13 protein-coding genes and 1 pseudogene are annotated in these 12,680 nt (G+C 74.0%); 5 read left to right on the top strand and 9 right to left on the bottom strand.

Annotated elements, in window-relative coordinates; all coding sequences use genetic code 11:
• Window positions 1-65: 65 nt before the first annotated feature.
• Window positions 66-1,031: a zinc-binding dehydrogenase gene (locus G5C65_RS18890; RefSeq protein WP_165300044.1), complete on the bottom strand. Its 966-nt coding sequence runs from the start codon at window positions 1,029-1,031 to the stop codon at window positions 66-68.
• A gap of 92 nt (window positions 1,032-1,123) precedes the next feature.
• On the opposite strand from G5C65_RS18890, the gene G5C65_RS18885 reads away from it, so the two are divergent.
• The 4 genes from G5C65_RS18885 (at window position 1,124) to G5C65_RS18870 (ending at window position 5,666) form a co-directional block, all read left to right on the top strand.
• Window positions 1,124-1,699, top strand: coding sequence for a TetR/AcrR family transcriptional regulator (locus tag G5C65_RS18885; RefSeq protein WP_206441980.1), 576 nt, complete (start codon window positions 1,124-1,126; stop codon window positions 1,697-1,699).
• A 71-nt stretch (window positions 1,700-1,770) separates the two neighbouring features.
• Window positions 1,771-3,768 (top strand): MFS transporter, encoded by a 1,998-nt coding sequence (locus tag G5C65_RS18880; protein WP_165300043.1) that lies wholly within the window; start codon window positions 1,771-1,773, stop codon window positions 3,766-3,768.
• A gap of 146 nt (window positions 3,769-3,914) precedes the next feature.
• Window positions 3,915-4,838 carry a peptidoglycan-binding domain-containing protein gene (locus tag G5C65_RS18875; RefSeq protein ID WP_165300042.1) on the top strand — a complete coding sequence of 308 codons (924 nt, stop codon included), beginning with the start codon at window positions 3,915-3,917 and terminating at the stop codon, window positions 4,836-4,838.
• A gap of 159 nt (window positions 4,839-4,997) precedes the next feature.
• Window positions 4,998-5,666 carry an HAD-IA family hydrolase gene (locus tag G5C65_RS18870; RefSeq protein WP_165300041.1) on the top strand — a complete coding sequence of 223 codons (669 nt, stop codon included), beginning with the start codon at window positions 4,998-5,000 and terminating at the stop codon, window positions 5,664-5,666.
• 82 nt (window positions 5,667-5,748) lie between these two features.
• On the opposite strand, the gene G5C65_RS18865 is transcribed toward G5C65_RS18870, so the two are convergent.
• The 7 genes from G5C65_RS18865 to G5C65_RS18835 all read right to left on the bottom strand — a co-directional run bounded on the left by G5C65_RS18865 (window position 5,749) and on the right by G5C65_RS18835 (window position 11,365).
• On the bottom strand, window positions 5,749-6,414 hold the full coding sequence (locus tag G5C65_RS18865) for a response regulator transcription factor (protein ID WP_165300040.1): 666 nt from the start codon (window positions 6,412-6,414) through the stop codon (window positions 5,749-5,751).
• Window positions 6,411-7,628 (bottom strand): sensor histidine kinase, encoded by a 1,218-nt coding sequence (locus G5C65_RS18860; RefSeq protein ID WP_165300039.1) that lies wholly within the window; start codon window positions 7,626-7,628, stop codon window positions 6,411-6,413. The genes G5C65_RS18865 and G5C65_RS18860 overlap by 4 nt, the downstream gene beginning before the upstream one ends.
• Window positions 7,629-7,630: 2 nt before the next feature.
• The gene (locus G5C65_RS18855) at window positions 7,631-8,158 is read right to left on the bottom strand and encodes a hypothetical protein (protein ID WP_165300038.1); all 528 of its coding nucleotides are present in this window, start codon (window positions 8,156-8,158) and stop codon (window positions 7,631-7,633) included.
• A gap of 104 nt (window positions 8,159-8,262) precedes the next feature.
• On the bottom strand, window positions 8,263-9,135 hold the full coding sequence (locus G5C65_RS18850) for a sugar phosphate isomerase/epimerase family protein (protein WP_165300037.1): 873 nt from the start codon (window positions 9,133-9,135) through the stop codon (window positions 8,263-8,265).
• Window positions 9,132-10,157: a Gfo/Idh/MocA family oxidoreductase gene (locus tag G5C65_RS18845; RefSeq protein ID WP_165300036.1), complete on the bottom strand. Its 1,026-nt coding sequence runs from the start codon at window positions 10,155-10,157 to the stop codon at window positions 9,132-9,134. Before G5C65_RS18845 ends, G5C65_RS18850 begins: the two co-directional genes overlap by 4 nt.
• Before the next feature lie 48 nt (window positions 10,158-10,205).
• A complete protein-coding gene (locus tag G5C65_RS18840) occupies window positions 10,206-10,373 on the bottom strand; it encodes a sugar porter family MFS transporter (RefSeq protein WP_165300035.1) in 168 nt (55 codons plus the stop codon).
• On the bottom strand, window positions 10,370-11,365 hold the full coding sequence (locus G5C65_RS18835; protein ID WP_165300034.1) for a TIM barrel protein: 996 nt from the start codon (window positions 11,363-11,365) through the stop codon (window positions 10,370-10,372). The genes G5C65_RS18840 and G5C65_RS18835 overlap by 4 nt, the downstream gene beginning before the upstream one ends.
• 190 nt (window positions 11,366-11,555) lie before the next feature.
• Here G5C65_RS18835 and G5C65_RS18830 point away from each other — a divergent pair, with 190 nt between their 5' ends.
• A complete protein-coding gene (locus G5C65_RS18830) occupies window positions 11,556-12,551 on the top strand; it encodes a LacI family DNA-binding transcriptional regulator (protein ID WP_165300045.1) in 996 nt (331 codons plus the stop codon).
• A gap of 24 nt (window positions 12,552-12,575) precedes the next feature.
• Here the strand turns inward: G5C65_RS18830 and G5C65_RS18825 are convergent.
• Window positions 12,576-12,680 (bottom strand): annotated as a pseudogene (locus G5C65_RS18825) (IS5/IS1182 family transposase); the annotation flags it as partial.

Genomic DNA, 12,680 nt, shown 5'->3' with positions numbered 1-12,680 from the left:
GCTGGGTCCGGGGTTGAACGGGCAGGAGTCGGCCGGGCAGGGGCCGGCCGGCCTCCCCGCCCGGCTCACGGGGTCAGTACGACCCTGCCGAACACCTCGCCCGCGTCCATCCTCCGGTGGGCCCGCGCCGCCTGCTCCAGCGGCAGCACCTCGTGCACGACCGTGCGCAGGTCCCCTCGTGCGGCATCGGAGAACTGGGACGACCGCACGGCCCGCTGGTCGGAGCCGGGCACGGTGTCGGCGCTGAAGGTGGCATAGGACAGCGACTTGCGGAACGCGGCCGTCAGCCGCGTGCCGAAGTCCGCCGGAGCCTGTCCGTCGACGATGCCGACGGCCACGAACCGCCCGTTGGGGTTCAGCCTGTCCAGGAAGCGGGGGAGCTGGGGGCCTCCCACGACGTCCAGCACCACATCGAAGCCCGACGGCGCGTCCGGGCCGCCGCCCTCGCCGGAGCGGTCGAGGACATGGGTCGCTCCCAGGTCCCGCAGCCGGGCGCCGCGCTGCGCCGACGAGGTGGTGACCGCCACGGCGCCCGCACCGCCCCTGGCCGCGAGCTGGACCGCCGCGATCCCGATGCTGCCCGCCGCGCCCCGCACGAGCACCGTCTCGCCGGGCGCGAAGCGGGCGCGGTCCAGGGCGAAGTGGGCGACCACGCCGGAGTTGCCCAGCGTCACCGCGTCGGCGCCGGTCAGCCCGTCCGGCAGCGCGAGGACGTCCCCGACCGCCGCGACGGCGTGCTCGGCGTACCCGCCGGACAGCCCGGTGAACGCCCATACCCGCCGCCCGGTCCACGAGGCGTCCACGCCCTCGCCCACCGCGGTGACGCGCCCCGCGACCTCGCTGCCGAGCAGGTGGCCCTCCCGGAAGCCGTAGCCGGCGACCGTGGCCCGGCGGATCACGGCGTCCACGCCGCCCACCCCGATCGCCTCCGTCTCGATCAGCACCTGCCCGGGTGCGGGGACCGGCACGGGCAGGTCGACCACCTCCAGCCCCTCGGGCTCTCCAAACGTCCTGATCACCACGGCTCTCATCGCGCCTCCTCGGTTCGGCGGACGCAGGGGGCTGCGCCTCTGCCGCCGGACCGTAACGGACGCCCCCGTCCGGTTGGCTAAAGTGAGAGTCGATGACCGCCCATTTGCCTCATACGCTGCGCTCCGACGCCCGCGACAACCGGGCCCGCATCCTGGACTCCGCCCGTGCGGTGTTCGCCGAGGAGGGGCTGGCCGCGCCCGTGCGCCAGGTCGCCCGGCACGCCGGGGTCGGCCCCGCCACGCTCTACCGGCACTTCCCGACCAAGCGGGATCTGATCGCGGCGACCTTCGCCGAGCAGCAGCGGGCCTGCCGCGCCGTCATCCGCGAGGCCGTCGCGGACCCCGACCCGTGGCACGGATTCCGCAGCCTGATCGAGGGGATCTGCGAACTCCACGCGCACAGCCGGGGTTTCGCCGACGCCTTCATGGCGTCCTTCCCCGAGGCCGTGGACTTCGACGCCGACCGGGAGCAGTCGCTGCGCGCGGCCTCCGAGCTCGCCCGCCGCGCCCAGGAGGCCGGCCGGCTGCGCCCCGGTTTCGTCGTCGACGATCTGATCCTGGTGCTCATGGCCCACCGGGGCGTCCAGGACATGCCGCCCGACACCCGGCTCGCCGCCTCCCGCCGCTTCGCCGCGTACATGATCGACGCGTTCCGCGCCACACCGTAGACCGCGCCCGGCCGGTCACCAATGGCCCCCTCCCGCGCGCGGGGGGCGCCGTCCCGGGTGACGCTGGCGTCATGGGGACGCACGCACGCGAGGGCGGCAAGCGGGACCTCTACCTCGCCATTGGCGCCCTCCTCCTCGGCATGCTGCTCGCCGCGCTCGACCAGACGATCGTGGCGACGGCGCTGCCCACCATCGTCAGCGACCTCGGCGGCCTCGACCATCTGTCCTGGGTCGTCACCGCCTATCTGCTGGCGGTGACCGCCGTCACCCCGCTGTGGGGCAAGCTCGGCGACCAGTACGGGCGCAAGCAGCTCTTCCAGACCGCCATCGGCATCTTCCTCGTCGGCTCCGCGCTGTGCGGGCTCGCCCAGAACATGCCCCAGCTCATCGCGTTCCGCGCGCTCCAGGGGCTGGGCGGCGGCGGGCTGATCACGCTGTCCATGGCGATCGTCGGCGACCTCGTGCCGCCGCGCGAACGGGGGCGCTACCAGGGTCTGTTCGGCGCCGTCTTCGGGACGACCAGCGTGCTGGGGCCGCTGCTGGGCGGCTTCTTCACCCAGCACCTCAGCTGGCGGTGGGTGTTCTACATCAACCTTCCCGTCGGCGCGGTCGCCCTCCTCGTCGTCGCCGCCGTACTGCACATCCCCACCGGCACGACCCGGCACCGCATCGACTACCTCGGCACGTTCCTGATCGCCTCCGTCGCCACCTGCGTGGTCCTGGTGACCTCGCTGGGCGGCACCACCTGGTCCTGGAACTCTCCGGAGGTGTACGGGCTGGGCGCGCTCGCCGCCGCGCTGCTGGCCGGGTTCGTCGCCGCCGAGCGGAGAGCGGCGGAGCCGGTGCTTCCGCTGCCGCTGTTCCGGATCCGCACGTTCGCGCTCTGCGGGGCGATCAGCTTCGTCATCGGCTTCGCGATGTTCGGCGCGATGACCTATCTGCCGACGTTCCTCCAGGTCGTCCACCATGTGTCGCCGACCATGTCGGGGGTGCACATGCTGCCGATGGTGCTGGGGGTGCTGACCGCCTCCACGCTCTCCGGGCAGCTCATCTCCCGTACCGGGCACTGGAAGGTGTTCCCGGTGCTGGGCACCGCGGTCACCACGGTGGGGCTCCTGCTGCTGCACCGGATGGACCCGGCCAGCTCGGTGGCCGAGATGAGCCTCTACTTCGCGGTGTTCGGGCTGGGGCTCGGCCTGGTGCTCCAGGTGCTGGTGCTCGTCGCGCAGAACGCCGTGGACTACGCCGACCTCGGCGTCGCCACCTCCGGGGTGACCTTCTTCCGCGCCATCGGCGCCTCCGTCGGCGTCGCCGTCTTCGGCGCGGTCTTCGCCTCCCGGCTCGGCGACGAGCTCGCGGACGCGCTGCGCGGCCGGCCCGTGCCGCCCGGCGTCACCGCCGACTCCCTCCGGCACGACCCGCACGCCGTCGCCGAGCTGCCCCCGGCCACCCGGCGCGGCGTGCTCGACGCGTACTCCTCCGCCATCACCGACGTCTTCGTCTACGCGGCGCCGCTGGCCTTCGTCGCGTTCCTGCTCGCCTGGCTGCTGCGGGAGCAGCCGCTGCGGCGCAGCGTCCAGGTCCCGGACGAGAGCGAGACGATCGCGCCGAACCCCGTGCAGCGCTCCTCCGCCGAGGAGGTGTCGCGGGCCCTGTCCCTGCTCGGCACGCGCGAGGGGCGGCGCGCGCTGTACGCGCGCATCGGAGCGCGCGCGGGCGCCGACCTCCGGCCCGCCGCGTGCTGGATGGCGCTGCGCCTCCACCACCACGGCCCCGTCGAGCCCGCGCTGCTCGCCGACACCAGCACGGTGCCCCGCCATGTGATCACCGCCGGGGCGCAGCAGCTGGAGGAGCGCGGCCTGGCCGTACGGGAAGGGCTGCGGCTCTCCCTCACCGCGGCCGGCGAGCGGACGGCCCGGGACCTCGCGCGGGCGCGTGAGGAGTCCCTCACCGAGCTGCTCGGCGACTGGTGGACGCCGGACCGCCCGGCGGACCTGGCGGAGCTGGTGCGGCAGCTGAGCGAGGAACTGGGCGGCGACGAGCGCGAGGGGCCGCGCAACACCTCCTAGAGTCCCCGGGACCGGGACCGGGACCGGGCCGGGACCGGGACCGGGGGCCCCTCGGGCTCTCCTCGGATGCTTGACCCCCACCGCACCGGACCGCGTAAGGTCCCGGGCTGGAGCAGTTGCTGGTGACTTCGGGGGAGGAGTCCGCGATGGCGGCGAACAGTGCGGGCCATGACGATCCGCTGCATATACGGCCGTATGTACGGATAGCGGAGCCTCCGGCGCCGGAGGGCGCCGCGGGCGGGTCCGACGGCGCTGTCCCCGATCTCACGCCGTTCGCCCGGCAGGGCACGGACGAGACGGCCGAACTCCCCGTCGTGGCCGAGGCCCGGACCCCGCGCTCCCGGGCGCCCCGCTCGCACCGGGGCCGCAGGCGGACGCGCCGCCGCCCCGCCGCCGCGCTGGCCGCCGCCGGGGTGGCCGTCGCGCTCGGCGCCGGGGTGCTGGCGACGCAGCTGGGCGGCGACGACAGGAGCGGCGGCCGCGACGACCGTGCGCTCGACGGCTCGCCCACCGGCGCGCCCACGGAGTCCGGGAAGCCCGACGGGACGGCGCCGTCGGCGGACGGTGACGCGCGGGGCGGTGACGCGCGGGACGGTGGTGCGGGGGACCGGGAGCCCGGCGCTGCCGTCCGCAGCCCGGCGCCCCCGTCGGCGGCTCCCTCGCGGTCCGCCGGTGCCACCGCGGCGGGCACGGGGCGCGCGAGCCGGGACGACGCGGGGCATCTCCGGCGCGAGGCGTCCTCGGCGCCGCCCTCGTCGCACCGGCCCTCCCGGCCCCGGGCCACGGCTCCCGGAGGCAAGCGGCGGGGCGGCCCCGCCGGGCGCGAACAGCGCGCGGGGCGCGGCGGCGGCAGCACGCTGCGCGTGGGCGACACCGGGGCGTCGGTCACCGAGCTGCAGCGGCGGCTGAAGCGGGCGGGGTACCTCTCCGCGGGCACGGCGGAGGACGGGGTCTACTCCACCGCGGTGCAGGAGGGGGTCTTCCGGTACCAGGCGGCGAACGGCGTCGACGGCGACCCGCAGGGCGACTACGGCCCGCACACCCGCCGTTCGCTGGAGTCCCGCACCTGAGTACGCGGCACTTTGGACACGGCGCCCCCCTGCTTTGTATCGTGTGAGAACAAAATGGTCCGCCCGCGCCCCGCGACCTGACGGCGAGGGGCTTCCCGACCAGCGGGCGGACCATCTTGTCGCCTGCGCTCGTCCGCCCGCGCCCAAGGAGCCCCCGCCATGCCGAACAGCTCGCTCACCACCCTGACCGCCCGTGGCCTGCTGCTCGACATGGACGGCACGCTGGTCAACTCCGACGCCGCCGTCGAGCGCGTCTGGCGCGCGTGGGCCGCCGAGCACGGCGTCGACTTCGCCGACGTGCTCAAGGTCGTCCACGGCCGCCAGGGGTACTCCACGATGGCGGTGCTGCTTCCCGACCGCCCGATGGAGGAGAACCACGCCGACAACAGGGACATGCTCGCCCGCGAGACGGCGGAGACCGAGGGCATCGTCCCGGTGCCCGGCGCCCCGGAGTTCATGGCCGCGCTCGCCGCGCTCCCGCACGCCCTGGTGACCTCGGCGGACATCGGCCTGGCGACGGCCCGGATGGACGCCGCCGGGCTGCCGATGCCGGACCTCCGCGTCACCGCCGAGTCCGTCAGCGCCAGCAAGCCGGACCCGGAGGGCTTTCTCAAGGGCGCCGTCGAGCTGGGCTTCGCCCCGGCGGACTGCGTGGTCTTCGAGGACTCGCCCGCGGGGATCGAGGCGGGGCGCGCCGCGGGAATGCGGGTCGTCGGCGTGGGCGAGCGCGCGGCCGAGCTGGAGCCGACGGCGCATGTGCCCGACCTCACCCGGATACGGATCGAGGCGCTGCCCGACGGTGCGATCCGGCTCCACCTGACCGACTAGGGCCCTGGGAGAGGGTGTTCCGAATGCCCCGTGCGGCGCAGTCTGCGGGTGCGGGTGCGGGTGCGGGTGCGGGTGCGGGGGTTCAGGCCAGGCCCGTCTCGATGGCGCGGCGGACGGCTTCGGCGCGGTCGCGGATCCCCGCTTTGGCGAACAGGTTGTTGATGTGGGTCTTGACCGTGGCCTCGCTGATGAAGAGCTGCTCGGCGATGCTCCGGTTGGGCAGCCCCTGGCCGATCAGCGTGAGCACCTCGCGTTCGCGGGGTGTGAGGTCCCCCGGCAGGGGCTGTGCAGGGCCCGGCGCCTGGGTTCTGACGGTGGCGAGCAGCCGGTCCTGGACCTCGTGGTCGAGGACGGACTGCCCGGCGGCAGCGGCCCGGATCGCCCGGACGATGTCCCGGCGCCCCGCGTTCTTCGTCAGATAGCCGCGGGCTCCCGCGCCCAGCGCTCCGAGGACCGAGTCGTCGTCGGCGAAGGTGGTCAGCACGACCACCGCCACCTCCGGGTGCTCCTCGCCCAGCCGGCGGGTCGCCTCGATCCCGTCCAGCACGGGCATCCTCAGGTCCATCAGCACCACGTCCACCGGCCCGGCGGCCGCTGCCGCCAGCACCTCGCTCCCGTCTGCGGCTGCGGCGACGACATCGATGTCCTCGGACAGCCCGAGCACGGTGGCGAGCGGTTCGCGGACCGTGGCCTGGTCGTCGGCGACGACCACCCGCAGCCGCTGCGGGCTCCCGGACTGCTCACTCATCCCGGGATCACCGCCTCCACCAGCCAGCCGCCCCGGTCCGGTCCCTCGGTGACCGGGCCCGCGGTGACGGTCCCGTCCAGCAGCGCGACGCGTTCGCGCATTCCGATCAGCCCCATTCCGCTGCTCGCGCCCGCGTGCACGGCACGGGTGGCGGGGCGGTTGCGGACCCTCAGCACAGTCGACGCGGCAGCGAACTCCAGTTCCACCCGCACCTCGCCTCCGGGAGCGTACCGGGCCGCGTTGGTCAGCGCCTCCTGGGCGATCCGCAGCAGGTTCTGCGTCACCTGGACCGGCACCTCGCGGACGGTTCCGGTGACGGTGAGCGCGTCGCGGTGGCCCGAAGAGTCGAGCATCGCGCTGAGGCTCTCCCGCAGCGGCAGCGCGTCCTCGCGCAGCGCGTGCACGGTCCACTGCGCCTGTTTCAGGCTCTCCTTGACCAGGCCGTGCGCCGTGGCGTTGGCCTCCCGGACCCGCTCCAGGTCACCGGTGTCGAGCAGCGCGTCGGCGAGCTCCAGCTGCATGTTGATCCCGGCCAGCGAGTGCGCCAGAACGTCGTGCACGTCCCGCGCGATGCGGCCGCGCTCGGCCAGTACGGCGCTGCGGGCCTCGGCACGGGCTGCGCGCTCGCCCGCCTCGGCCGCCTCGATCGCCGACTGCACGGCCCTGCGCTGGCTGCGGTTGGTGATCCCGGCCAGGACTGGGGCGCCGGCGGCGAGGCCGACCACCGCGGGCACCGTGTGGTGCCCCGGCCCGAGGTGGAAGTACAGGACGCCGCCGCAGAGCAGGCTGCACAGGCCCGCGAGCACGACGGCCGGCCGGGTGTCGAGGCGGTATCCGCTGTGACCGGCGAGGAAGAAGGCGAACAGATAGCCCGTCCCGCTGCGGCTGACGCCGATCAGGGCCGCCGCCGCGACCACTCCGGCCGTCAGCCAGACCAGGGCGAGGTGCCGGGGGACCCGGTTCTCGGGCAGCCCCCGCGCCAGCAGCGCCGCGGAGTTGACCGCGAACAGCAGGGCGACGGCGAGCCCGTGGCCGCTGAGGCCCATGGGCCGGATCGTCAGGGCGCCGACGACGATGACCGCGAGGGTCATCACCCACTGCACCCGCGGGTCCTGCCCGGTGACGCGGCGCGGGCCGGCGCCCGGCGCCGCGGTCCTCCCGGGGGACGGGGGACTGTCGGGCGCGGGCGCTGGCACGGGCAGAACATACCGCATGGTCAGACCGCACGGTCGGCGACGGGCACGGGGCTGCTCTGGCCCACCGCGTGGATCCGGCTCCGGACGTAGATCGTGGCCACCCGGGTGACCACCTCGGTGACCGCCATCAGCACGAACGCCGCCACCCACGCCTGGTCACTGGTGATGTGGTGCGCCACGCTGAACCGGGCCACGGCGTCGGCTCCGCCGTGGTCGGTCCAAATCTGGAAGCCCATCCGCGCCCCCATGCCGAGCACCCAGAGGATCGCCGACACCGCGCCGGCCTTGATCATCAGGTGCCCGCCGACGGCCCGGATCCGGGTGTAGATCCCGCCGGCGACGCCGAGTACGGCTCCCACGGCCATCAGGGCCCCGACCAGCACCAGGTCGTTCCCGCCGGTGGGGATGTCGTCCAGGTACGAGTAGGCGACGTACGCCACGATGCCCAGCGGGATCAGGAAGGTCTTGCGGTCGAGGCGGTCTTCCCGCAGCTGCCGCAGGACGATGAGGACGAGGGCGATGTCGGTGATCCACTCCACTGTTGTCATGCCCCTAAGACTGCTGTGACCAGGGGCGAAGCGCCTGGACCCACGGGTGGAACCGGGGGTGGAGTTCGCCTGCCCCCTCCGGTTCCACCCCGCGCCCCGCGGGCTCAGGAAGCGGGCGCCAGCTCCCTCGTCATCCGGTCCAGCATGAACGCGGAGGACTCCCGCGCCCGCTCCTCCCACGCGAAGACGCACGCGGTCGCGACACCGTCGAACTCCAGCTCGCGCAGCGTGCCGAAGAACGCGTCCCAGTCCACCTCGCCCTGTCCGATGTCCAGGTGCTGGTGGACGCGGGCGGGGGTGCCCGGGGGATTGAGGATGTAGCGCAGGCCGCTGGACCCCTTGTGGTTGAAGGAGTCCGCGACGTGCACATGCCGGAGCTTGTCCCCGGCGTAGCGCATCATCGCGGCGATGTCCGCCTTCGGGCCGGCGCCGGAGAGGTGGAAGGTGTGCGGGGCGCAGTACAGATAGTTGACCCAGGGCTTGTTGACCGCGCGGACGAGGTCGACGGCGGGGGCGTTCTCCTCGCAGAAGTCGTCCGGGTGCGCCTCCAGGTTGAGCGCGATGCCCTCGCGCTCGAAGAGCGGCAGCAGCTCCTCCAGCGAGCGCCAGAACGCGGCCTCGCTCTCCGCGGCCCGCTCCGGGCGGCCGTTGAACTCCGAGTTCATCAGCGTGCAGCCCAGCTCCGCGGTGATCTCGATCATCCGCTTCCAGTTGCGTACGGCGGCGCGCCGCTCGGTCTCGTCCGGCGAGGACCACCTGTACAGCGGCAGCACGCTGGAGAGCTGGACGCCGTGCCGCCGCAGCGCGTCCCTCAGCTCCCGCACCTTCGCGTCGTCCGCGCGCGGGTGCAGGAAGAACGGCATGAAGTCGTCGCGGGGCGACAGCTCGATGTACGCGTAGCCGAGCTCGGCGACGGTGCGCACCATGTCGTCCACGGACAGTCCGCGGAGCATATAGGGGTCGAGGGTGATCTTCATCGGCCGGCTCCCGGGGTGGAGAAGGGCGGACGGTCCTTCAGGTGGACGGCGACGGTGCGGCCCTCCTCCAGGGCCTCCACCGCGGCATCGGTGATCACGGTCGCGGCGTAGCCGTCCCAGGCGGAAGGGCCGGTGGCGCCCTCGCCGCGCGCCACGGACGCGACCCACTCCGCGAACTCGGTGTCGAAGGCGGCGCCGAATCGCTCCTTCCAGTCCTGGGGGACACCGGTGCTGTGCCGCTCCGCCGTGCGCACCCCGGCGCGGGCCGGGTCCGGCAGCCGCACCAGGCCGCGCTCGCCGACGGCCTCGCACTGGATGTCGTAGCCGTACTGGCAGTTGACGAACACCTCGACGTCGACGCGGACGCCCCGCGCCGTCTCGAACAGCATGATCTGCGGGTCGGTCAGATGCGGGAAGCGGTGGCGCGTGGCGCGCGGGGTGAGCACCTGGACGGAGGTGATCTCGTCGTCCAGCAGCCAGCGCACGGTGTCGATCTCGTGGACGGCGGTGTCCTGCGCGGCCATCCGCGAGTGGTACGCCTCGGGCACGGTCGGGTTGCGGTGCGCGCAGTGCACCATGAGCGGCTCCCCGATGCCGTCGGCGTCGAGGATCCGCTTCATCTCCCGGTACCCCTCGTCGTACCGGCGCATAAAGCCCACCTGGACCAGGCGGCTGCCGTGCGCGATCTCGGCCTCGACGATCCGCAGGCAGTCCTCGGCGGTCGTGGCGAGGGGCTTCTCGCAGAACACCGGCTTCCCGGCGGCGATGGCGCCGAGCACGTGCTCGGCGTGGGTGGGCCCCCAGGAGGTGACCAGGACGGCGTCCACCGCGGGGGAGGAGACGACGGCGGGGCCGTCGGGCAGCACCTGGGCGCCCCCGGCCAGCGCCGCCGCCTCGGCGGCCCGCGCGGGGTCGATATCGGTGACGGCGGTGACCTCGGCGCCCGCGAGCGCCCCGGTGAGTCTGCCGATGTGGTACTGGCCGATCATTCCGGCGCCGATGACGCCGATGCGTACGGTCATGACGGACCTTTCGGACGGTGCGGTTCAGGAGGCGGTTCGGGAGGCGGTTCAGGAGCCTGCGGTGGGGCCGGCCCGTCCCGGGCCCTCGGGCGGCGCGAAGGAGGCCACCCCGGTCAGCGGCATCGGCCGCCGGCCGGCGCGGCCCGGCAGCCAGATCCCCACGGAGACGGCGAGCACCGAGATCACGCCGTTGGCGCCGTCCCCGGCGTTCGTCATGGCCGATCCCCGCCGTCCCCGCCGTCCCCGCCGTCCCCGCGGTCCTCGCGGGGCGCGGGGCGGCTGGTGCCCGACAGGCCCTCGGACTCCAGGTGCTCGCGGGTGCGCACCGCGATGGGCAGCGGCACATCCGGTGCGCACGGGTAGAGGTCCTGCTCGACGATCACGAACAGCTCGGCGTCCAGCCGGGCCAGCTCCTCGATCACCGGGCCGGTCTCCGGCACCCCGGCCGGGGGCGTGACGCAGACGCCGCGCTGGACGGCCTCGCCGAAGCCCAGCCGCTCGTCGGCGACCTGGCGCAGCACCCCGGGGTCCATCTGCTTGATGTGCACATAGCCCACGCGCTCGCCGAACCGGCGGATCAGATCGAGGGTGTCCCCGCCGCCGTACGCCACGTGCCCGGTGTCCAGGCAGAGGTTCGTGTAGCGGCTGTCGGACTCGTTGAGCAGCCGCTCGATCTCGGGCTGGGTCTGGATGTGGCTGTCGGCGTGCGGGTGCAGCACCAGGTGGATCCCGTACTCGTCGAGCAGCAGCCTGCCGAGCCGGTCGGCGTTCTTGCCGAACCCGGCCCACTGCTCGGCGGTCAGCTCGGTGGGCTCGGTGAACTCGCCGGTCTTCTCGTCCCGGTACATCGGCGGGATGAGCACCAGGTGGTGCGCGCCCGCCGCGGCCGTCAGCTCGGCGACCCGGCGGACGTGCGCGAGCATCGGGTCCCACAGCTCGGCGCGGTGCAGCCCGCCGAAGGCGGTGCCGCCGGAGACCTGGAGTCCGCGCACGGCCAGCTGCTCGGCGAGGACCTGCGGATCGGTGGGGAGGTAGCCGTAGGGGCCCAGCTCCAGCCAGGTGTAGCCGGCGCGGGCCAGCTCGTCCAGGAAGCGGGTGTGGGGCACCTGGTGCTCGTCCTCGGGGAACCAGATGCCCCAGGAGTCGGGCGCGGAGCCGAGGCAGAGGTTGCCCGCGACGGTACGGAGTGGGGACGGCGCCATGGCCATGTCGGGTCCTAGGGGGGTGTGCGGAAGTGTCGGGAGGAGGTGCGTGAGCGCTCTACTAGAGCGCGCTAGTCAGCAGTACGATGAGCCTGTACAAATGTCCTGTCAATAGGTGGTTTCAAAAAACTGGCACGGTGGTGCGCACGCCGGGGAGGGGCGACACGTGAAGAGGAACAGCGGCCGGCGGCCCACGATGGCGGATGTGGCCGAGCGGGTCGGCGTGTCCCGGGCCCTCGTCTCGCTGGTGTTCCGCAACCAGCCGGGGGCCGGCGAGGAGACCCGGGAGCGGGTGCTGCGCGCGGCGGACGAACTCGGCTACCAGCCGGACACCGCGGCGCGGCTGCTCGCACGCGGGCGCAGCCGCACCCTCGGCGTGGTGATCACCGTCCACCAGCCGTTCCAGGCCGACCTCGTCGAGGCGCTCTACCCGGCCGCCGAGCGCCTCGGCTACGACGTCCTGCTCTCCGCGCACCTCCCCGGCCTCCCCGGGCGGGACGAGCGCCGGGCGGCCGAGGCGCTGCTGAGCCACCGCTGCGAGGGGGTCATCCTGCTCGGCCACGCGCTGACCGCCGCGCAGCTGGAGGCGCTCGGCGGGGACACCGTCGCCGTGGCCGTCAGCCGCTCCGTCCCGGGCGCCCGGATCGACTGCGTGCGCTCGGCCGAGGGCCAGGGCGTGCGGCAGGCCATGGACCACCTGGTGCAGCTGGGCCACCGGGACATCGTCCATCTGGACGGCGGGGACGGCCCCGGCTCCGCCGAGCGGAGCCGGGCCTACCGCGCCGCCATGCGCGCGCACGGGCTGACCGGCCGGATCCGGATCCTGCCGGGGGCCCACACCCGGGAGGCGGGCGTCGGCGCGGGCGAGCTCCTGCTCACCGAGGGCCGGCTGCCGACCGCCGTGCTCGCCGGCAACGACACGAGCGCGATGGGGCTGCTGATGGTGCTGATGCGGGCCGGGGTCGATGTGCCCGCCGAGATCTCGGTCGTCGGCTACGACGACAGCCATGTCTCCCATCTGCTGCCGGTCGGCCTGACGACGGTGCGGCAGGACGCCGTGGCGCTGGCCGAGCGGGCGGTGCGGTTCGCGGTGGACCGGCTGGAGGGCGAGGGGGCGGCGCCGCCGCCCCGGGAGGCGGTCCTGGAGCCCCGCCTGGTGGTACGCGGCACCACGGCACCCCCTCGCGTCTAGGGGCCTAGGAGTTGTCTTCAAATGTCACGTCCACATCAGGAGCGAGGCGAGGGCGACGGCTCCCTGGTAGGACTCGGCGGTCTTGTCGTAGCGGGTCGCGATGCCGCGCCACTGCTTGAGGCGGTTGAA

It is taken from the genome of Streptomyces boncukensis (genome assembly GCF_011045075.1).
Taxonomy (GTDB): domain Bacteria; phylum Actinomycetota; class Actinomycetes; order Streptomycetales; family Streptomycetaceae; genus Streptomyces; species Streptomyces boncukensis.
This window is presented reverse-complemented; position numbering and strand designations above follow the sequence as displayed.